Annotated in this window: 19 protein-coding genes and 1 tRNA gene; 1 reads left to right on the forward strand and 19 read right to left on the reverse strand. The window is 71.2% G+C overall.

Annotation, left to right across the window (positions count from 1 at the left end):
- Positions 1 to 10: 10 nt before the first annotated feature.
- From prfA to E1266_RS10205, 11 genes are all read right to left on the reverse strand, one after another.
- On the reverse strand, positions 11 to 1,075 hold the full coding sequence (gene prfA / locus E1266_RS10155) for a peptide chain release factor 1 (RefSeq protein WP_132046061.1): 1,065 nt from the start codon (positions 1,073 to 1,075) through the stop codon (positions 11 to 13).
- Positions 1,076 to 1,196: 121 nt separating this feature from the next.
- A complete protein-coding gene (gene rpmE / locus E1266_RS10160; protein ID WP_132046062.1) occupies positions 1,197 to 1,412 on the reverse strand; it encodes a 50S ribosomal protein L31 in 216 nt (71 codons plus the stop codon).
- Between the two features lie 257 nt (positions 1,413 to 1,669).
- Positions 1,670 to 2,323: a response regulator transcription factor gene (locus tag E1266_RS10165; RefSeq protein WP_132046063.1), complete on the reverse strand. Its 654-nt coding sequence runs from the start codon at positions 2,321 to 2,323 to the stop codon at positions 1,670 to 1,672.
- A gap of 71 nt (positions 2,324 to 2,394) precedes the next feature.
- Positions 2,395 to 3,792 (reverse strand): sensor domain-containing protein, encoded by a 1,398-nt coding sequence (locus tag E1266_RS10170; RefSeq protein ID WP_243718340.1) that lies wholly within the window; start codon positions 3,790 to 3,792, stop codon positions 2,395 to 2,397.
- Positions 3,793 to 3,975: 183 nt separating this feature from the next.
- The gene (gene rho / locus E1266_RS10175; RefSeq protein ID WP_132046064.1) at positions 3,976 to 6,111 is read right to left on the reverse strand and encodes a transcription termination factor Rho; all 2,136 of its coding nucleotides are present in this window, start codon (positions 6,109 to 6,111) and stop codon (positions 3,976 to 3,978) included.
- A 454-nt stretch (positions 6,112 to 6,565) separates the two neighbouring features.
- Entirely contained in the window at positions 6,566 to 7,480 is a 915-nt protein-coding gene (gene thrB / locus E1266_RS10180; protein ID WP_347876710.1) for a homoserine kinase, read from the reverse strand.
- 28 nt (positions 7,481 to 7,508) lie between these two features.
- A complete protein-coding gene (thrC, locus tag E1266_RS10185) occupies positions 7,509 to 8,576 on the reverse strand; it encodes a threonine synthase (protein ID WP_132046066.1) in 1,068 nt (355 codons plus the stop codon).
- Between the two features lie 70 nt (positions 8,577 to 8,646).
- On the reverse strand, positions 8,647 to 9,951 hold the full coding sequence (locus tag E1266_RS10190; RefSeq protein ID WP_132046067.1) for a homoserine dehydrogenase: 1,305 nt from the start codon (positions 9,949 to 9,951) through the stop codon (positions 8,647 to 8,649).
- Positions 9,948 to 11,339 (reverse strand): diaminopimelate decarboxylase, encoded by a 1,392-nt coding sequence (gene lysA / locus E1266_RS10195; protein WP_132046068.1) that lies wholly within the window; start codon positions 11,337 to 11,339, stop codon positions 9,948 to 9,950. The genes E1266_RS10190 and lysA overlap by 4 nt, the downstream gene beginning before the upstream one ends.
- Positions 11,336 to 12,025, reverse strand: a complete 690-nt coding sequence (locus tag E1266_RS10200) for a DALR anticodon-binding domain-containing protein (RefSeq protein WP_132046069.1) — start codon at positions 12,023 to 12,025, stop codon at positions 11,336 to 11,338. The genes lysA and E1266_RS10200 overlap by 4 nt, the downstream gene beginning before the upstream one ends.
- A gap of 21 nt (positions 12,026 to 12,046) precedes the next feature.
- Positions 12,047 to 12,430, reverse strand: a complete 384-nt coding sequence (locus E1266_RS10205) for a response regulator (protein WP_243718342.1) — start codon at positions 12,428 to 12,430, stop codon at positions 12,047 to 12,049.
- Between the two features lie 107 nt (positions 12,431 to 12,537).
- On the opposite strand from E1266_RS10205, the gene E1266_RS10210 reads away from it, so the two are divergent.
- Positions 12,538 to 12,609 (forward strand) — tRNA-Arg (locus tag E1266_RS10210).
- 132 nt (positions 12,610 to 12,741) lie between these two features.
- Here the strand turns inward: E1266_RS10210 and E1266_RS10215 are convergent.
- The 8 genes from E1266_RS10215 to E1266_RS10250 form a co-directional block, all read right to left on the reverse strand.
- On the reverse strand, positions 12,742 to 14,109 hold the full coding sequence (locus tag E1266_RS10215; protein WP_132046070.1) for a site-specific integrase: 1,368 nt from the start codon (positions 14,107 to 14,109) through the stop codon (positions 12,742 to 12,744).
- The gene (locus tag E1266_RS10220) at positions 14,106 to 14,300 is read right to left on the reverse strand and encodes a helix-turn-helix domain-containing protein (RefSeq protein ID WP_132046071.1); all 195 of its coding nucleotides are present in this window, start codon (positions 14,298 to 14,300) and stop codon (positions 14,106 to 14,108) included. Before E1266_RS10220 ends, E1266_RS10215 begins: the two co-directional genes overlap by 4 nt.
- A 235-nt stretch (positions 14,301 to 14,535) precedes the next feature.
- Positions 14,536 to 15,723 (reverse strand): DUF3631 domain-containing protein, encoded by a 1,188-nt coding sequence (locus E1266_RS10225; RefSeq protein ID WP_132046072.1) that lies wholly within the window; start codon positions 15,721 to 15,723, stop codon positions 14,536 to 14,538.
- Positions 15,720 to 16,652: a bifunctional DNA primase/polymerase gene (locus tag E1266_RS10230; protein ID WP_132046073.1), complete on the reverse strand. Its 933-nt coding sequence runs from the start codon at positions 16,650 to 16,652 to the stop codon at positions 15,720 to 15,722. Before E1266_RS10230 ends, E1266_RS10225 begins: the two co-directional genes overlap by 4 nt.
- Positions 16,649 to 17,626: a DNA cytosine methyltransferase gene (locus E1266_RS10235; RefSeq protein WP_132046074.1), complete on the reverse strand. Its 978-nt coding sequence runs from the start codon at positions 17,624 to 17,626 to the stop codon at positions 16,649 to 16,651. Before E1266_RS10235 ends, E1266_RS10230 begins: the two co-directional genes overlap by 4 nt.
- Positions 17,623 to 18,039: a hypothetical protein gene (locus E1266_RS10240; RefSeq protein WP_132046075.1), complete on the reverse strand. Its 417-nt coding sequence runs from the start codon at positions 18,037 to 18,039 to the stop codon at positions 17,623 to 17,625. The genes E1266_RS10235 and E1266_RS10240 overlap by 4 nt, the downstream gene beginning before the upstream one ends.
- Before the next feature lie 148 nt (positions 18,040 to 18,187).
- The gene (locus E1266_RS10245; protein ID WP_132046076.1) at positions 18,188 to 18,457 is read right to left on the reverse strand and encodes a hypothetical protein; all 270 of its coding nucleotides are present in this window, start codon (positions 18,455 to 18,457) and stop codon (positions 18,188 to 18,190) included.
- Between the two features lie 142 nt (positions 18,458 to 18,599).
- Positions 18,600 to 20,721, reverse strand: a 2,122-nt coding sequence (locus E1266_RS10250; RefSeq protein ID WP_132046077.1) for an FtsK/SpoIIIE domain-containing protein, incomplete at its 5' end; no start/stop codon positions are given.

A 20,721-nucleotide genomic window follows, 5' to 3' on the forward strand; every position in this document is an offset into this window, starting at 1 on the left:
GATTCTGGGCTTAAGACTTCTGAGCTTCGGAAAGGCGGCGTTCCATGTCGGCGTCGACGAGCGCCTGCGTGACGTTGTGGAGGTCGCCGTCCAGCACCTGGTCGAGGTTGTAGGCCTTGTAGCCGACCCGGTGGTCGGAGATCCGGTTCTCCGGGTAGTTGTAGGTGCGCACCCGCTCGGAGCGGTCCACCGTGCGGACCTGGCTCTTGCGCTCGGCCGCCGCGATCTCGTCGGCCTCCTCTTGCGCTATCGCCAGCAGCCGCGACCGCAGGATGCGCAGGGCCTGCTCCTTGTTCTGGAGCTGGCTCTTCTCGTTCTGGCACGAGACGACGACGCCGGTCGGCGTGTGCGTGATGCGGACCGCCGAGTCCGTGGTGTTGACGCTCTGCCCGCCGGGGCCGGACGAGCGGTACACGTCGATGCGCAGGTCGTTGGGGTCGATCTGGACGTCGACGTCCTCGGCCTCGGGGGTGACGAGCACGCCGACCGCGCTGGTGTGGATGCGTCCCTGCGACTCGGTGGCGGGGACGCGCTGCACCCGGTGGACGCCGCCCTCGTACTTGAGGCGCGTCCAGACGCCCTCGTCCTGCGAGCCCTTGGACTTCACCGCGACGGTGACGCCCTTGTAGCCGCCGAGATCCGACAGGTGGGAGTCGAGGATCTCGGTCTTCCAGCCGACGCGCTCGGCGTACCGCAGGTACATCCGCAGGAGGTCCGCGGCGAACAGCGCGGACTCCTCGCCGCCCTCGCCCGCCTTCACCTCCAGGATGACGTCCTTGCCGTCGTTCGGGTCGCGCGGCACCAGCAGCCGGTGCAACCGCTCCTCCAGCTCCTCGCGCCGCTTCTCCAGCTCACCGGCCTCCGCGGCGAACGCCGCGTCCTCCCCGGCGAGCTCGCGGGCGGTGCCGAGGTCGTCCTCCGTCGAGGTCAGCTCCCGGTGCGTCTCGACGATCGGGCGCAGCTCCGCGTAGCGCTTGCCCAGCTTGCGCGCCAGACTCTGGTCGGCATGGACGGACGGGTCCGCGAGCCGTTCCTCGATGCTCGCGTACTCGCTGATCAGATCGTCGAGATTCACGCTGTGTCCTGGCCCGTCCCGGCCCCGGCGGCCACCGGCCTCCGGGAGCCGACTCCGAACGGCCCGGGGACCCTCGCGAGGTCTCCCCGGGCCGTCCCTGGTCGCTGTGTGCGGCGCTCGGCTACTTGCCGGCCTTCTTCTTGTAGCGCTGCTCGAAGCGCGCGACCCGGCCGCCGGTGTCGAGGATCTTCTGCTTGCCCGTGTAGAACGGGTGGCAGTTCGAGCACACGTCCGCGTGGATCACGCCGTTCTCGGCGGTGCTGCGGGTCTCGAAGGTGTTGCCGCACGTACACGTCACGGTCGTGACGACGTAGTTCGGGTGGATGTCAGGCCTCATGGCTCTCCTCGCTTCTGGCGGTCGCCGGGCGTCCCGCGGGTCACATGGCCGTTCACACCCGACAGGGCCATGGGTGATACAGGAGACGTGAACCGGTACCGCAGCGGTTGCGAACCGTGCTCATCCCGATCGGGGCCCGCGGTGCCGGTCCGCCGGCGCCCCGGATGAGAACGACTCGCTCCAAGTGTGCCAGATACCTGAACGTGGCGAGGTCGTCGGGCATTCCCGAGCCCGGCCCCCGGCTCGCCCGCGGGCGGTCAGCCGCCGTCGCGGCCCAGGTAGGCCAGCACGGCCATGACGCGGCGGTGCCCGCCCTGCGCGAGCTGGAGGTCCAGTTTCATGAAGATGTTGGAGATGTGCTTCTCCACCGCGCCCTCGGTGACGACGAGGTCGGCGGCGATGGCGCCGTTCGAGCGTCCCTGCGCCATCAGCGCGAGGACCTCCCGCTCGCGCGGCGTCAGCGCGTCCAGCGGGTCGCCGGTGCGGCGGCGGCCCAGCAGCTGGCCGATCACCTCCGGGTCGATGACCGTCCCGCCGGCGGCGATGCGGCGGACCGCGTCGATGAACTCGGCGACGTCCGCGACCCGCTCCTTCAGCAGGTAGCCGACGCCCTCGGCGCCGCCGCCGATCAGGTCGGTCGCGTACCGCTCCTCCACGTACTGCGACAGCACGAGGATCGGGGTGCCGGGCAGGCGCCCCCGGACGGCGATCGCCGCGCGCAGCCCCTCGTCGGTGAACGACGGCGGCATCCGGACGTCGACGATGGCGAGGTCGGGCCGGTGCTCCTCGACGATCCCGAGCAGGCCCGGGCCGTCGCCGACCGTCGCGACCGTCTCGATCCCCGCGTCGGCGAGCAGCCGGACGAGCCCTTCCCGCAACAGCACCGAGTCCTCGGCGATCACTACCCGCATCAGTCCATTATCGGGGCGGACGCGACCGGGCCGGGCCGTCTCGGACGACCCGGCCCACGGCCCCGCACCGCCTACCAGGTGCAAGGGAGGTCGGCGCGGATGATCGTGGGGCCGCCGGGCGGGCTGTCCACGAGGAGCATCCCGTCGATGGTGGCCGCGCGGTCCGCCAGGCCCGCCAGGCCGCCCTCCGGCCGCGCGACCGCGCCGCCGACGCCGTTGTCGGTCACCTCGACCACCACCCAGCGGTCCTCGCGCGCCACCCGGACGGACGCGCGGGTCGCGCGGGCGTACTTGGCGATGTTCGCCAGCGACTCGGCCACGATGAAGTAGGCGATGCTCTCCACCGCCGCCGGCGGGCGCTCCGGCAGGTCGACCTCCACCTCCACGGGCACCGGGGCACGGCCCGCCAGCCCCGACAGCGCCGGGTCCAGGCCGCGGTCGGTGAGGATCGCCGGGTAGATGCCGCGGGCCAGGTCGCGCAGCTCCGCGATGGCCTCCTTGGTGCCCGAGTGGGCCTGCTCGATCAGCGCCCGCGCGCCCTCGGGGTCGTCGTCCAGCTTGGCGCGGGCCCGCCCGATGTCCATCGCCACCGACAGCAGCCGCTGCTGCGCGCCGTCGTGCAGGTCCCGCTCGATGCGGCGGCGCTCGAACTCGGCCGCGTCCACCCCGCGGGCGCGGCTGGCCCGCAGGTGCTCGGTCCGCTGGCGCAGTTCCAGGTTCTCGGTCTGGGCGAGGCTCGGGCCCAGCATCAGCCGCGCCCACGCGGAGTGGCCGATCGCCATCACCCGCGTCACGTACATCGCCAGCACGAGGCACAGCACGCCGACCGCCGTCAGCGGCAGCGCCGCCACCGGGTTCCCGGCCCAGTACGAGACGAACCCGAGGCCCACCTCGACGCCGCCGTCCACCGCCACGATGACCGGCATGGCCAGCAGCATCCCCGTCGCGGACCAGACCGCCACCGACACGACGAACTCCAGCAGCGTGACGGGGAACAGCAGCGCGAGGTAGAGCAGGTCCTTCCAGGTGGCGGGATCGGACGCCATCGCCTTCAGCTTGGTGAGCGGGTTGCGTCCCGGCGGCAGCCGCCGGTACGGGCTCGGTACGCGCACGCCGAAGGCGGCCCGGACGAACTGGCGCTCCAGTACCGCGGCGCACCGCCACGCGACCATCATGAGCGCCAGCATCGGCAGGCCCACCCAGATGATCAGCAGTCCGAGCGACAGCGCGAGCCCGACGGTCAGCCCGATGAAGCAGCCGAGCCCGAAGGCCAGGCTGACGCCGAGATAGATCGCCGAACGCCAGGTCAGCGACGACTTCGCCATGGCGACCGGGGTCCACGGACTGTTCGCGACGGTCGCCGCCGTCTCCCCGCCGACCCGCACCACCGCGGCCCATCGCGCCGCCGCCCAGCGCGCCGCGGCGCCGGTCGCGTTCCCCTCACCGGGGGGCCTGCTCAGCTCGCCCACGTCGTCCCTCCGTGCCCGTTCCAACCTATGGTCCAAGCCTGCCGACCGGCGGGCCGGGCGACCATGACGTGCGCCTGCCATTCGGGGGTGGGGCTAACCCGAAGGTCCGGGGAGCGGGACGCCTCCGGGCGGGGACGCGGACGCCCCCGCCCGGGTCCGGGCGGGGGCGTTCGCGGTGCTCGGTCAGCGGTCGTCGGAGACCGTGGTCTTCTGGACCTGGAGCAGGAACTCGGCGTTGGACTTGGTCTCCTTCATCTTCTCGATGAGGAGTTCCAGCGCCTGCTGCGTGTCGAGCGCGTGCAGCACGCGGCGGAGCTGCCAGACGACCCGCAGCTCCTCGGGGGCCATGAGGATCTCCTCCTTGCGGGTGCTGGACGCGTCGACGTCCACCGCCGGGAAGATCCGCTTGTCGGCCAGGGACCGGTTGAGCTTCAGCTCCATGTTGCCGGTGCCCTTGAACTCCTCGAAGATGACCTCGTCCATCCGGGACCCGGTCTCCACCAGCGCGGTCGCGAGAATGGTCAGCGAGCCGCCGTTCTCGATGTTGCGCGCGGCGCCGAAGAACCGCTTGGGCGGGTACAGCGCCGTCGAGTCGACACCGCCGGACAGGATGCGGCCGGACGCGGGCGCCGCCAGGTTGTAGGCCCGGCCCAGGCGGGTGATCGAGTCGAGCAGCACGACGACGTCGTGGCCCAGCTCGACGAGCCGCTTGGCGCGCTCGATCGCCAGCTCGGCGACCGTGGTGTGGTCCTCGGCGGGACGGTCGAAGGTCGAGTGGATGACCTCGCCCTTCACCGTCCGCTGCATGTCGGTGACCTCTTCCGGACGCTCGTCCACCAGGACGACCATCAGGTGGCACTCCGGGTTGTTCTTGGTGATCGCGTTCGCGATCGCCTGGAGCACCATCGTCTTGCCGGCCTTGGGCGGCGACACGATGAGACCGCGCTGGCCCTTGCCGATCGGCGACACCAGGTCGATGATCCGCGTGGTCAGGATGCCCGGGTCGGTCTCCAGCCGCAGGCGCTCCTGCGGGTACAGCGGGGTCAGCTTGCTGAAGTCGACGCGGGCCTTGGCCTGCTCGGGCTCCATCCCGTTGACCGTGTCGAGGCGCACCAGCGCGTTGAACTTCTCGCGCCGCTCGCCCTCGCGGGGCTGGCGCACCGCGCCGGTGATGACGTCGCCCTTGCGCAGCCCGTTCTTGCGGACCTGCGCCAGCGAGACGTACACGTCGTTCGGGCCCGCCAGGTAGCCGGTCGTGCGGACGAACGCGTAGTTGTCGAGGATGTCGAGGATGCCCGCGACCGGGATCAGGACGTCGTCCTCGGTGATCACCGGCTCCTCGTAGCGCTCGCGGCCGCGGCCGCGGTTGCGCTCCCGGAACCGGCGGCCGCGCCGGCCCCGGCCGCTGCCGTCGTCATCGTCGTGCTGGCCGTGCTGACCGCCCTGGCCACCGCCGCCCTGGTTCTGGCCCCGCTGCCGGCCGCCACCGCCGCCGCCCTGGTCGCCGCGGTCGCCGCGGTCGCCGCGGTCGCCGCGCTGGTCACCGCGCTCCCGGCCGCCGCGCTGGCGCTGGCGCCCGCCGCCATCGCGGCCCTCGCGCCCGTCCCGGCCGTCGCGCCCGCCCTGGGACTCGCCGTCCTCGGAGTTCTGCTCGCGGCCCTGGTCGCGGTCGCGGCCCTGCCGCTCGCCGCGCTCGCCGCGCCCCTCGGAGCCCCCGCGGTCCTGCCTGTCGCCCCGCTGCCGACCGTTCTGCCGGTCGGAGCGGTCCTGCCGCCCCTCGGACTTCTCGGCGGACTTCTCGGCGGTCTTGGCGGCCTGCCGGCCGGACTGGTCGTCCGCCGGGGCCTGCTCGTCGCGGCCGGTCTGCTGCTCGGCGGCCTGCCGGTCGGCGGCCGGCTGCTCGCCGCCCTTGCCGGACTGCTCGCCGGCCGGCTCGGCGTCGCCGATGGTGATCTGCTCGTCGGACGTCTCGCTCTTGGCCGCGGGGGTGCGGGTGCGGCGGGGACGCTCGGTCTTCGTCCCGGCGGACCCGGCCTCGGCTCCGGCCACGGCAGCGGCTCCCTGCTCGCCCCCGGCCGAGCCCTGCCCCTGGCCGCCCTGCTTCTCCTGGATGGCGGCGATGAGCTGGCTCTTGCGCATCCCGGTCACACCGGTGATGCCGAGGCTGGACGCGAGCGCCTTGAGCTCGGGGAGCACCATCGCCGACAGGCCGGTGCCAGACCGGCGGCGCCGGGGGGTGGCGGGCTCCGCGCCGGCCGGTGCGGCGTCGGCGGGTCCCGTGCTCGATGCGTCCGTAAGGAGTTCGCTGGATTCGCTCACTAAGGGTCCTTCCCAGGGAGCGGGCGTTGGCCGGTGCCCGGCCAGTCGACCCGGTAATGCGGTCCGGCGGGGGCGCCGGAACGGGCTCCGCTGATCACGGTGGGGCCGGGATCTGCGTGTTCTGGGCACAGCCAGATGGTGGACGGGACGGTTCGCTCGTGCGTGTTCCCGGTACCGCCACGTCCGAAGTTTCGCTGGGATGCCGGACAACGGATTGTCACGGTGTCGGGAAGCCTGGTACGCGGGACCGACACGGCCGAAGGGCCGATCCGGCGACGCGCGGCTGACGAGCACGCTGCCCCGAACGGGGCATCTGGTGCGGCATTCAGCCTAACATCACCAGGCCGCACTGCTATTCCCCAGAGGTCGATGTGTTCGCATTTTACCTAGCGGGCTCAGGCCGGGACCTGCACCGGCCGGACGCCGCGACGGCCCCCGCCCCCGGGCGCCGCGGTCAGGGCCGGGACTCCGCTCGTCCGGTCATGACGCGTGCGCCGCGGGTCGCGACGTCCAATGGGTGCTTGAGCCACCCATTACCCACTCCGGAAGCCATCGAATCAACTTGTGATGCGGTTGTGAAGGCCAGGACAGTGGGTCCCGCCCCGGAAATCACGGCCGGGACGCCCGCGGCGCGCAGCGCCCTGACCAGTGCGGCGGACGCCGGCATCGCGGGAGCGCGGTAGTCCTGGTGCAGCCGGTCGTCCGTCGCGTCCAGCAGGATCTCCCGGTCCAGTCCGCCGGTGAGCGCCGCGATGAGGAGGGCGGCGCGTCCGGCGTTGGCCGCGGCGTCCTCGTGCGGGACGGTCTCCGGCAGCAGCCCGCGGGCCCGCTCGGTCGCCAGCCGCTGCTCCGGAACGAACGCCACGACCTGCGTGACCTGCGACTCCAGCCGGACGAGCCGCGGCCCGGCCGGTGCCGTCCAGGCGACGGTCAGCCCGCCGGCGAGGCACGGCGCCACGTTGTCGGGATGCCCCTCGATCTCGGTCGCGAGGCGGAGCGCGGCGTCGTCGTCGAACAGCTTCCCGCCGGGGTGCAGCGCGCGGGCCGCGACGATCGCGGCGATGGTCGCCGCGGAGGACGAGCCGAGGCCGCGGCTGTGCGGGATCCGGTTTCGGCAGCGCAGCCGCAGCCCGGGCGGCCGGCCGAGTCCGGATCCGGCCAGCTCGTCCAGCAGCCCGAAGGTGCGGTGCATGACCTCGACGATGAGGTGCCGCTCGCCGCGGCCGGCGACCTCGGCGCCCTCGCCGTCCACCTCGATGGACAGCCCGCCGCCGGTCACCTCCACCTCGACGTCGTCGTACAGGGACAGCGCGAGACCGAGCGAGTCGAACCCCGGGCCCAGGTTGGCGCTGGTCGCCGGTGCCCGCACGAGCACCGGTCCTTCGGTCCAGCCCACGTCAGGTGAGACCGAGCTCGGACGCGGCGGCATGCGCGTCGACCTTGATGACGGTCGGCGCGGGCGCACCGGAGATCGCCCAGTCGGGATCCTTGAGCCCGTTGCCCGTGACCGTGCAGACGACCTTGGACCCGGGCTTGACGACGCCCTGCTCGCTCGCCTGCAGCAGGCCCGCGACGCTCGCCGCCGAGGCGGGCTCCACGAACACGCCCTCCTCGCGGGCGAGCAGCCGGTAGGCGGCCAGGATCTGCCGGTCGGTGACCGAGTCGATCGCGCCGCCGGACTCGTCCCGCGCGGCGATGGCGAGGTCCCACGAGGCGGGGTTGCCGATCCTGATCGCGGTGGCGATGGTCTGCGGCTTCGCGACGGGCTCGCCCTTCACGAACGGCGCGGCCCCGCTCGCCTGGAAGCCGAGCATGCGCGGCGTCCGCGACGCCGTCTTGTCCTCGGCGTACTCCTTGTAGCCCATCCAGTACGCGGAGATGTTGCCGGCGTTGCCGACGGGCAGGCAGTGGACGTCGGGCGCGTCGCCGAGCGCGTCCACGATCTCGAACGCCGCCGTCTTCTGGCCGAGCAGCCGGAACCTGTTGACCGAGTTGACGAGGGCGACGGGGTAGTCGACCGCCAGCTTCTGCGCCAGCTCGAGGCAGTCGTCGAAGTTGCCGTCCACCTGGAGCAGCCGCGCCCCGTGCACCAGCGCCTGGGCCAGCTTCCCCATCGCGATCTTGCCGTTGGGGACGAGGACCGCGCAGGTCATCCCGGCGCGCACCGCGTACGCCGCGGCGGACGCCGAGGTGTTCCCGGTGGACGCGCAGATCACCGCCTTCGCGCCGTCCTCGGCGGCCTTGCTGATCGCCATCGTCATGCCGCGGTCCTTGAACGACCCGGTCGGGTTGGCGCCTTCGACCTTGAGGTGCACCTCGCAGCCGGTCAGCTGGGACAGCCGTACCGCCGGCACCAGCGGCGTGCCGCCCTCCAGCAGCGTGACGACCGGCGTCGCCTCCGTCACCGGAAGCCGGTCGCGGTACTCCTCGATAAGGCCACGCCACGCGCGGGCGTTCGCGTTCAAGTCGGTCTCCTCGATGACCTGCGATGTTGTCCGAATTCTATCGGTCGTGGCCGAATCGTGTTCCGGACACTCACTCTTCGCCTTCGACACGCATGACGCTGGCCACCTCACGGACGATGTCCAGCCCTCGCAGGCCCTCCACCGTCGCCGACAGCGCCGCGTCAGGCGCCCTGTGGGTCACCACTACGAGCTGCGCCTCTTCGCCCAGCCCGACCTGCCGGACGGCCTGGATCGACACCCCGTGCCTGGCGAACTCCTCGGCGACCGTGGCGAGAACACCGGCCTCGTCGGTCACGTCCAGCTGGATGTAGTAGCGCGTGACCGTCTCGCCCATCGGCAGGACGGGGAGCTTGGCGTAGGTGACCTCGACCGGTCCGGGCGTACCGCCGACCACGTTGCGCGCCACCGCCACCAGGTCGCCGAGGATCGCCGACGCCGTCGGTGCGCCGCCGGCGCCCGCGCCGTAGAACATCAGCGAACCGGCCGACTCCGCCTCGACGAACACCGCGTTGTACGCCTCGCGGACGCTCGCCAGCGGATGGGACCGCGGGATCATCGCCGGATAGACGCGAACGGACACGCCGCGGCCGTTCCGGCCGTCCTCCGAAGGGACGCGCTCGCAGATCGCCAGCAGCTTGACGACGCAGTCCATGCCCTTGGCGCCCGCCACGTCCGCGGCGCTCACCTCGGTGATCCCCTCGCGGTGGACGTCCGCGGCCGTCACCGGCGTGTGGAACGCGAGCTGCGCCAGGATCGCGGCCTTCGCCGCGGCGTCGAAACCCTCGACGTCGGCCGTGGGATCGGCCTCCGCGTAGCCCAGCGACTGCGCCTCTTCCAACGCATCGTTGAAGCCCGCGCCGTACGTGTCCATCTGGTCGAGGACGTAGTTCGTGGTGCCGTTCACGATGCCCAGCACCCGGTGCACGTGGTCGCCGACGAGGGACTCCCGCAGCGGCCGGAGCAGCGGGATCGCGCCCGCCACGGACGCCTCGTAGTACAGGTCGGCGCCGTACTCCCGCGCCGCCGCGAACAGCGTCGCCCCGTCCTCGGCCAGCAGCGCCTTGTTCGCCGTGATGACCGACTTGCCGGACTTCATCGCCTCCAGCATCAGCGTCCGGGCCGGCTCGATGCCGCCGATCACCTCGACGACGATGTCGACGTCGTCCCTGGTCACCAGCGCGTGCGCGTCCGTCGTCAGGAGCTCGGGGTCGACGCCCTCGCGGGGGCGGTCGGGCCGCCGCACCGCGATCCCCGCGACCTCCAGCGGAGCCCCGATCCGCGCGGCGAGGTCCTCCGCCTGCTCGCGCAGCAGCCGGACGACTTCCGTACCGACCACGCCGCATCCGAGGAGCGCCACGCGCAGTCCGGGTTTCACGCTTCGACCTCCGCATCGAGCCGCAGCAGGTCCTCGGCGCTCTCCCGGCGGATGATCACGCGCGACCTGCCGTCCCGCACCGCCACCACGGCCGGCTTCGGGACGAAGTTGTAGTTACTGGCCATCGACCGACAGTACGCACCGGTCGCGGCGACCGCCACCAGGTCCCCGGCCGCAAGATCTTCGGGAAACCACACGTCGCGCACAACGATGTCGCCGCTTTCGCAGTGCTTGCCGACAAGCCTACTGAGCATGGGCGATGCCTCGGACGACCGGCTCGCCAGCGCCGCGGTGTACTCGGCGCCGTACAGGGCCGTGCGCAGGTTGTCGCTCATGCCGCCGTCCACCGACACGTAGGTGCGGAGGCCCTCGACGTCCTTGACGGTCCCGACCTCGTAGACCGTGACGCCGCCCGGCCCCACGATCGCGCGGCCGGGCTCCACCGTCAGCCGCGGCATCGTCAGCTCGTACGCCCGGCACTCGCGCGCCACGATCTCCCGCAGCCCGTCCGCGATGGCCTTCGGGTCGTGCGGCTGCTCCCCCGGCACGTAGGCGATCCCGTACCCGCCGCCGAGGTCCAGCTCCGGCAGCTCGATCCCGTGCTCGTCCCGGATCGCGACCAGCAGCTCCGCCAGCCGGTGCGCCGCCACCTCGAACCCGTCGACCTCGAAGATCTGCGACCCGATGTGGCTGTGCAGCCCCACCAGCTCGAGCTGCTTCAACTCCAGCACCCGCCGCACCGCCTCAAGGGCGGCCCCGGAACTCCTGGAGAACCCGAACTTCTGGTCGTCGTGAGCGGTCGCGATGAACTCATGGGTGTGCGCCTCCACTCCCGTGGTGACGCGCACCATCACCTTGGGCCGGACGCCCTTCTCATGGGCCAGATACCCCACCCGGGCGATCTCTTCGTAGGAGTCCAGCACGATCCGCCCGACCCCGACCTCCAGCGCCTTCGCGATCTCCGCCGACGACTTGTTGCTCCCATGCAACGTGATCCGCTCCGTGGGGAAGCCAGCCGCCAGAGCAACGGCCAACTCGCCCCCACTGCACACGTCCAGGCCGAGCCCCTCCTCGTTCAGCCACTTCGCAAGGGCCGTACAGAGAAACGCCTTGCCCGCGTAGTGCACGCTCCCGTCATGGAACGCCGCCGCGTACTCCCTGGCCCGGCTCCGCACGTCCTCCTCGTCATAGACGTACAGAGGCGTCCCGTACTCCCGCACCAGATCCCGGACGTCGACCCCGCCAACGGTGAGGACGCCCTCCTCCCGCTTGGCGCTCCGCGGCCACACCGTGGGCTCCAACGCATTCAGATCGTCCGCCGGCCCCACCGGGTGGTCCTCCGGCAGGACGTCGGCGTGCAGGGGGCCAGCTGGATGTACTCGACTCATATCCGCTCTCTAGGGGTCTCACCGATCACGTTCAGCCCGTTGCCGAGGACGACCTGCACGGCCTCCGCCAAACCCACCCGCCCGGCATGCACCGCCCCCGGCTCCTCATCACCCTTGGGAACCGCGGGACAGCGCTCATGCACGTCGTGGTACGCCCCGGCCACTCTCTCCAAACAAAACATCAGCGGCCGAGCATCCCGTTCCCGCTCCGCCTGTTTCGCGCGCGCCTGCACGTCCCCCAGGGCCCCGACGAGAGCAAGCTCCTCAGCCGCAACGTCCTGAAGCTCCCCTGCCCCGATCCCAAGCTCCCTGGCCCAGCGCCCCACCCAACAGGCCCGCGCATAGGCGTACCGCACAGAAAACCCCGGATTCTCAAACGTCCGTGGCCACTCGCTCCACCCACCTGGGGGCACGCTCACAACCCCGGGGTCCCGCACCACGGCCTCGACGACACGTCCCACCGGAACCACAAGGCGAACGAACCCACTCCCGGTGACGACACCCCCGACCCGCCGCGCGATGACCCCCGGCTCAACCCCGAGCCTCAGCGCCACAGGACTCTCATAAACCCCAGGCCCCCGGCTGAAAACAGTCACACCCAGCGGCACGGGAACATCGATCTCACCGTCCGCCACAGCGTCGCGCACGGCCCGCACAAGGGCACCGCCAACGTCGCCTGGAGTCACTCTGGTGAGACTATCTGACCACTATCTGGACACCGCCGCGAGTTTCCGCACCGTCTGGATCAGCTGGTTCGGGTCGAACGGCTTGGTCACGTAGGCGTCCACCCCGATCTCGTTCCCCCGCCGCACATCATGCTCCTGCGCCCGAGCCGTGATCATCACGACCCGGATGTGCGCCGTCACGGGCTCCTCCCGCAGCCTGATGGCGGTGACCCACCCGTCCAGCCGCGGCATCATCACGTCCAGCGTGATCACGTCCGGCCGGACCTCCGCCACCTTCTCCAGGCAGTCCTGGCCGTCCACCGCGGTCGCCACCTCGAACCCCTCCAACTGCAGGTTCACGGCGATGAGCTGGCGGATCACCTCGTCGTCGTCAACGACCAGAACGCGTCCCAGTGGCTCGGTCACGGCCTCGAAGTTAGCCCACACGCACGGCGAACGCACGGCGAACGCCCACGCGCGCGTCACCCCGCCAACCCTGGTAACCTTCTACCGCGCCGCCCAAGGGGCGCAGGGCCCCCTTAGCTCAGGGGATAGAGCAACGGCCTCCGGAGCCGTGTGCGCAGGTTCGAATCCTGCAGGGGGCACCCCAAAACGATCAGCCGGTTTCCGCGCTTGACCTGCGGAAACCGGCTCTTCTCGTTCATGGCCCATGTGACATCAGATGCCACCACAGGACGCCGTATGCCACGGCGCGTGTTCCATTTGTGTTCCAGCGCCTAGCCGCCGAGGGCATCGTCTATGCGCGCCTCCCACACGTGGTCGTGACCGGCGATGACCTTGGCGTAGATCTTCAGCAGCACCTCCACACTGTGGCCTGCCCACTCGGCGACCTGGGTGGGCGGGACGCCGGCGTTGAGCCTTAGGGAGACGCCTGCGTGCCGTAGGTCGTACGGGCGCCGGGCGAGGTCGGACGCCTCCTCGGCGGGCGTCAGGGCGAGCGTGCGCGCCTTGTGCCACGTGCGCCCGTAGCCGGACGGGAGGAGCACTCCCCCGCGCTCCGTGCGGAACAGGCGGCCGTCCGGGGCGACGCCATAGCGGTTGATGTGATCCCGCAGGATCCTGACGAGTTCCGGCGGGATCGGAACGGGACGCTTGGCCCTACGGTTCCGCCCTTTGAGCCCGCGGTCGTCGTGGTACTCCCCCGAATCAGTCCACTCGGTTCCGACCGATGGCTTGGAGCTGGCGAGCATCAGCCGTCCCCATCCCGTCGCGGGCAACTCGCAGTCGGTTTCGCGCAGAGAGACGACCTCGCCGGGCCGCATCATCGCGTAGTAGACGCATGCGAAGAACGCGACCATTCGAGGACCTCGCCGAGGTCCGGCGTAGCTGACCGCCGTGAGGAGTTCCGTCATTTGGCGCGGCGAAGGGACGACGGCCGGGTCTACCTCTTCCCACACGCCATCTTCTTCGGTCGGCTTCCAGTCGAGACCGTCGATGGGATTCGATGCGAGGCGCTTCCGCTGAACGGCGTACTTGAGCACGTTGTAGAGAACGCGGCGGCGCCGGGTGTAGTAGCTCGCCGCGGCCGGGGTCCCGTCGAGCTTTCGGGCACACGCGCCGAGGGCGAGCGTGATGCCCTCAAACTCGGCGAGGTCGGCCAGCGGTACGGATGCCTTGCGGACCCAGTTGAGCGCGGCCGCCACCTCGGCGGGCTGGTCGGCCTCGCGCCGGTTCTTGTTGTACTCCCAGCGGCGAAGCGCATTCCGCAGCGTCTCCGAGTCGGGCGCACCCTTGTGGTTTGCCGTGAGGGCGACTGTGACGGCGGTGAGCGTTTCAGCGATGGAGATTCGTTGTTTGGCTGACACCTTGCCCCATCGGTCGTCTACGTAGTCCCGCGCGTGTTGGTACCAGCTCACGGACAGGGCCGCGCGAATCATGGATTCGGGTAGCCCGCTCTCGATGTCGAATGCCTCGCCGCGCCGCGCGGCTTGAATGAGTTCCGACTTGTAGCTGTTGGCAAGTTCCTGCGTGGTGAACGGCTTGGTCTGGACCTTGCCACCCACTCGCCACCTAAGGGCGTAGGGCCGTTTCCTGCCCTTCTTTACCGTGACGTTCCAGAACCGGACGTCGTAACTCTTGTTCACGCGGCCCTCTCTTCAAGGCTGGAAAGCCAGTTCTCGAAGTCGACTCGGCGGATTCGAAGCTTCCGGTTGGGCAGGACGGTGCAGGGCGGCGTCTTGCCGAGGGCGCGCCACCGTTGCCAGGTTCGACGTGTGATGTCGAGTTCTTCGAGGATTTCGGGGACCGTGATCCACTTGCTTGACCTCTTGGCCATAGCGGGAATGCACCTCCGCGGAGCGGCGTGAGTGGGTGGGATGACCTCCACCGGCGGCGGGCTTGGTGGCTTGTGCGCCGGTGGAGGCGTGGCGGTGGTGGGAGGGGTAGCCGTACCAGCCGTACCAGCCTCGTTTTTGCTGGTCAGGTGCGGTACGGCTTGGCGGGTGGTACGGCTTGAGCCGTACCAGGGGGCGGGCGTTGGTACGGCTTGAGCCGTACCAGTCGGGCAAGCCTCATTGGGTCTGACCTGCGGTGTTGAGGCTGGTACGGCTGGTACGGCCTACCCCCGGCAGGGGTAGGACGGTGGCCGGGCCGGTGTCGCCGGGCGGGGTGTCGTCGGTGGGGCAGTAGCGCGCCCATGCGTCGGTGAAGTCGGCGCGGCGGTAGCCCTTGGCCTGTCCGGTCTGGAATCGGATGGTGTCGGATCGGATCTCGTATTCGCGCAGGATGGTGCCGAGTTTCATGGCGGTGAGCCCGTTGGGGCCGTAGTCGCCCCAGGGCGCTTCCGGTTCGGCTTTGAGCCGGTCGAGTAGGACGGCGGTCGGTAGGGCGGTGTCGGTGCCGAATGCGGTCCGGCAGTCGGTGAGCAACCGCAGCCGGGTGGACATCTCGCCGTTGTCGTCGGCGTCGGCGGTGAGGGCGAGAACGGCGGCGCGGGCGCGGTCGGGCCAACGTCCGCCGGCGTGGTCGGCGACGGCCACGAGGGGTTCCCAGGTGTCGGCGGCGCGGTCTTCGACGGGCATGGGCGGTTCGGCCGCTTCGAGGGTGGCGAGGTCGGCGCGCAGCCACGCGGCGAGGTCGGCGGCGAGCTGGCGGAGCGGTGGGCGGTCGCGGCGGTGCCGGAACGGCGCGACGGTTTCGCCGGGGCCGCGGCGCCGCATGCGGATGACGACGGCGCGGTCCTCGATGGTGTCGGGCATGGCACCGATACCGGCGAGCGCGGCCATGGCGAATGTCGGGATGGACTCGACTCGGTTGGCGTTGGCGTCGTACCGCTTGGCCGGGCGGTTGCGCTGGTGTCCGGCGTTCAGCAGCCCGCGCAGGTCCTCGTTGCCCTCGGCCTTGGGGCCGAAGATGGTGTCGGCTTCGTCCACGAGCAGGGTCGGCGGGTCGTCGGTGATGGACCGGTAGACCGCGGCCGGGGAGGAGTTCACGGTGATGAACGGGGCGTGGCACGTGGCCTCCACCACGTCCAGCAGCCGGGACTTTCCGCACCGCTTTTCCGGGGCGCGGATGACCAGCCGCGGGGCGTGCGGCCAGGCGGGTTGCGCGTGCGTGGCAGCGATCCACAGCGTGACCGCGTCGGCGGCCTGCGAACCCGGCAGGATCACGTACCGGGTGAGGGCGGCGCGCAGCGAATCGAGCAGCGCGGCGCCGTCTACCAGTTGACCGTCCGGGGTGGCGGGGTTGGGTGTGGTCATGCTGCGTTCCCCCTGGTGATGGTGCGCGGGTTGCGGGCGCCGGCGGCGAGCGCGGAGCGGATGGTGGCGCGGGCGTCGGCGGGTGTGAAGGCGTTGGGGCCAGTGCAAAAGTGGACGGCTGCGGCCTCGTACAGCACCGATCCGGCGAGGTCGGCGTCAAGGGCGTCGGCACCGGCGAGGCGGCCGAGGTTGTACGCGGCTTTGTTGAGCGCGTGATTGCGGCCACCGGTCACCGCGTCGGCGACCCGTTCGGCTTCCCCCTTGAGTGCCGCTTGGACGTAGGCGGGCAAGTCGGCGACCGTCCCGGCAACGCACGGGGCACCCAAGAGGGGCGCGGGCGGCGTGGTGAGCAGGTGGGCCAGCCACGGCGGGAGCGGGCTGGGCGGCGTGTCGTTGGTGATGCGATAGGCGCCGGCGCCGTCCGGTAGGTCCACGTAGCTGCCGGGCGCCACGACGTAGCCACCGGCGGCGCGGGTGTCGATGAGCCATCCCAGACCGGTGCGGTACCGGCCGGAGGTGTTGCGCAGCCGGACGCCGGACGGCGCGGTGAAGTACAGGTGCGTGCCGCCGCGGCGGGTGGTCACGGTGAAGGTGTCGAGCGGGAACTCCTCGCCGTGCCGTTCGGCGAGGACGGCGAGCACGTCGGCGCCCTCGTTGACTCCCGGCATGTCCCACTCCGGCGGCGGGGTCTCGCCGGGCTTGGGCATGTCGAGGTCGACCACCACCAGCCCGGACGGGCCGCACGCAACCGCGACGTTGAACGCCGGGTCGCGGCTCCAGAACGCGCGGATCCGAGCCGGGTCGGTGGTGGCGTGCGTCTCCCAGTCGGTGAACCGAGGCAGGGGCTGCTTGTCACGAGGGCGCAGCGGGAACACGTGCCAGCCACGCGCCGCGCACGCCAGCGCGGCGTCGGAGCGAGTGGTGGTCATGCGGCCCTCCCATCGGACAGTGGGCGGTCGGTGGTGAGGCGGGTGAGGAGCGCGGCCAGGGCGGCAGCGCCCTGCTGCCAGACAACGCCGTTCCCGAGCGCCGTGAGCTGCTGGTTGCGGGTGAGGCCAGGCACGGCGGTGACCCATCCGGTGGGAAGGCCCATGAGCCACTCCGTGAAGGCCGGCGTCAGGCGTGGCTGGCTGTTCAGTCCTGGCTCAGTGGGAGCGGGAGCTGGGCGGCCGAGGAGCTCTTCCCATCGATGGATCGCGGCAGTGTAGGGGCCCCAGTCCAGAACACGTCCAGAAGCGTCCGGCTCGTGGTGGTCGTGGTCGGCTTGGGGTTGGTGCGGTGTGCGGTTGAGCAGCGCGCCCAGTGCACCGCGGTCGGTGTCGGCAGCAGCGTCACGGCCGTCCGCAGGTCCAAGCCGCCAGCGCCATGTCGCCCCGCGCCGTTGGTGTCGGAAGTCCGGGGGGTCGGCAGCAGGCCACGCGAGGACGAAGACGCGTTCCCGCTCGTGGGCGGCGCCGACATCGGACGCTCGTAGGCTCGTCCACTCCGCATCGAACCCGAGGGCGGCCAGGTCTCCGAGTACTCGGTCGAACCCCAGAGACCGGTGGCCGGCCACGTTTTCCAGGATGAGGAGTCCTGGTCGTAGGTGGCGAACAGCCCTCGCGATGTGGGGCCAGAGGTGCCGGACATCGGCGGTTCCCTTCCGTTTCCCGGAGTGGCTGAACGGCTGGCACGGGTAACCCGCGGCGAGGATGTCGACGCGGACGACGTCTTTCCAGTCCACGGCGGTGATGTCGCCGATGTTGGCGACGTCCGGCATGTGGTGGGCGAGGATCGCAGCGGCGCCCGGGTCGGGGTCGGCGACCCATGCGGGGGCGACGTCCAGGACGGTGGACACGGCCAGGTCCAGCCCGCCGTATCCGGTGCACATCGACCCGAGGGACAGCGGTTGCGGGGTGGTCATGCGGCCTCGCCGTCCCGCGGGTCGCGTCGGGTGCGCGGCCAGATCGGCGCCCAGTCCGACACGTCCTCGTTGCCGGGCGTGATGACGATCCCCTCGGGGGTGAGTACGAACTTGTGGCCGTACTCGCACGTCCACAGGTCGCCGAAGGCGTCGGGGGCGAGCGCGGCCCAGCACGTCACCTCGGTTCCGCAGTACGGGCAGTCGGGGCCGTCGAGGACGGGCCAGCAAACGGCGGGGATGGAGAAGTCGGCGGAGCAGGCGCGGCAGCGCCACACGTTGACCTCGGCGCCGGTCGCCATGGTGGCCGGGCCGATCCATGCCACGTCGGCGGGCCGCTGGCAGGTGGGGCAGTCGGGCGCGGCCAGCAGCGGCCATTGCTCGACCGGCGGGAGTTCGGACGGGTTGTGCGTCATGATGGAGGTACCTCCATTTCGCGGGCCTCGTTGGGGCACGTGAGCGGTTGGGGTAAGGGCGGTCCGGCAGCGTGCTTGGTGGCTTGTGCGCCGGGCCGCCCGTTTGTCTGTCGGGCGGTCGGCGGCGCCGCCGGGGCCGGTCGGGTGGTTAACGGCGGTTGCGGTCGATGCTCTTGAGGTGGGTCCAGATGCGGCGGCCGGTGCGCAGTTGGGCGCCCTTGCCGCCGCAGCGGTTGCAGTAGCGCCAGGCGCGGCCGGACGGCGAGCGGAACCGCCCGGCGCCGTCGCATTTGCGGCACGCCCGATACGGCCAGATCACGCAGTGGAGCAGGTAGCCGATGGCGCCGAGGGTGGCGAGCAGGAGCCATGCGGTGGACGGGTGGGTGGTGTGGCTAGCGGCGGCGAGCAGGGGGCTCACAAGTGGCCTCCAGGGCTGTTTCGGTGGTTGTCGCAGGTGGCGGGTCTAGGCGCTAGATCACTGGTCAGACGGCCGATGGGTGTCTAGAGGGGCCTCTAGGTCTAGAGGTGGCGGCCTCTAGACCTAGAGGCGCAGCGGCGGTCTACCGGTCGGTGCGGCGGGTGGCGTTCAGGGCGTCGGTGACGTGGTCGCGGTGGACGCCCTTGAGGTTGCGGCCCTTGCCGGTTTCGTCCTGTCCCCAAACCTGCGGGGTGCCGATGCCGTAGGGCTTGAGCGCGGCGGCGAGCTGGCGGGCTTTGCCGGTCGGGTCGAGGTCGGTCCACGGGCCGTAGACGGCCGGGCGGAGTTCGGCGAGGCGGTCGACCAGCACTTGGGAGTGGACCTTGTCCTCGCCGGGCGCCATGACGGCGGCGAGGTCTTCCAGCAGGGACGCGCCGTCGTCGGCGGCCGGGGCGGTGTCCTCACCGATGGCGTGGCCGGTCAGGGTGCCGGCGGCCTTGCGCAGCGCGCGGGCGCGGTCGGCGATGCGGTCGGCGGAGGGGTTGTCGATGTAGTAGCCGCGGACGATCTGCGGGTCGTCGGTCTCACCGGCGAGGTAGCCGATGCCCTTGTCCTTCTTGGTGAAGGTGGTGGCGCGGATCCCGTTCTTGTACATCGAGGTGCCCAGGATCATGTCGTTCTCGGTCTGGCCCATGACCTTCAGGCAGAACCGCAGCCCCACGTTCGCCGAGACACCGGTGGGAAGCGAGTCCTTGTCGGGGCGCTGGGTGGCCAGCAGCAGGATCACGCCGAGGGCGCGGCCGAGTTTGATGATGTCGATGGCCAGCCGGGCGGCCTCGTCACCGAAGTCGGGGTGGGCGAACAGGTTTTGGCACTCGTCCAGGATGAACACCGACGGGAACAGGCCCAGCGACCGCTTGGCGGCCAATTCTGGAGTGACCTTGTTCTCGGGGCAGATGTCCTTGGGCAGCTTGCGGATCGCCTTGGCGCGCCGCTCCAGGTCCTTGCGCAGTTCGCGCAGCGCGGCCAGGCACTCGGCGAGGGTGTCGTCATCCTGCCCGGATCCGTACTGGTGGGCGACCTTTTCCAGGGCCGACAGGTCACCGGTGCCCTTGAGTTCGTAGACGCGCAGTTCGGCGGACGGGTCGAGCGCGGCGGCCAGGGCCAGCACGCGCATCGCGAACGTCTTGCCCATGCCGGGCATCGCGCCGATCAGGGCGTTGGCGTACATCAGTTCCACGGTGACGGGGCGTCCGCGCTGGTCGGTGCCGAACGGGACCGGCTTGAATAGGTCCACACGGGTAGCAGTCTTGGCCAGCGGGCCGGCGATCGGCTTGACCTGGTTCATGTCCTGGTCACCGACCCACAGCACCAGCCGCCCGGCGTGCTGGTCGTGCGCGGGTTCGGGCCACACGCACCCCAGGGGGCGGCGCAGGCCGGAGGCGAGGCGGTCGCGGCGCTCCATGATGTCGGTTGCCGTCACCCCGTACGGCAGGTCGACCTCGGCGCGCCAGCCGGGCCCGTCACGGGTGATCGGGGCCGGGAAGGTGATACCGCTCCCGCCCTTGCCGACCGCCTTGTTGATCTCGGCGTTGCCGAGCGAGGCCAGCGCCCGCACCACGATTTCCGAGGTGAGCTTGGGCGCCTTGGTCGACACGACGGCGGTGTCCAGGATCCGCCGGTCGGTGGGCGTGCCGATCCAGCCCAACAGCAGTACCAGCGCGGCCAGCACGGCGGTTTGGGTGACGCCACCGGCAGCGGCCACCGACATGGCGGCCAGCCCGCCACCGGCGAGGCCGGCGCCGGTGACGAGCATGCGGGCGCGGACACGGTCGTTGCGCTCGCTCATCAGTTTCAGGTACGCGTCGTCGTTGCGGCGGTCGATGGCGTGCGTGCGCAGCGGCCGAGACTCGATATCGAACGTCCACCGCCACGTACCGGCCACCACCCGGAACAGCCCACGCGGGGACCGTCCGGCAAGCCGCAGGCTGTAGAGCGGGACGCGGGCGGCGTGGTAGCCGGTGACGTGTCCGGCGTAGCCGACCGCCCACCGGATCGTGGCCTTGGCCTCGGCGCGGTCGCGCAGCCATGGCGCGATGATCGGGCGGCGCTGCGCACGCTCGCCGGACATCCGACGGGCGCGCACGTCCGGCCGGAACGTGTCCGGACGGTCGACCAGCACGCGGCCCTCAAGCGCCTCGCCCTCGTCAGCGGCCGGGACCGGCGCGGGCGGGGCGGTCGGCGGGGCGCCCTCGCCGTCGCCG

It is taken from the genome of Actinomadura sp. 7K534, assembly GCF_004348575.1.
Taxonomy (GTDB): Bacteria; Actinomycetota; Actinomycetes; order Streptosporangiales; family Streptosporangiaceae; genus Spirillospora; species Spirillospora livida.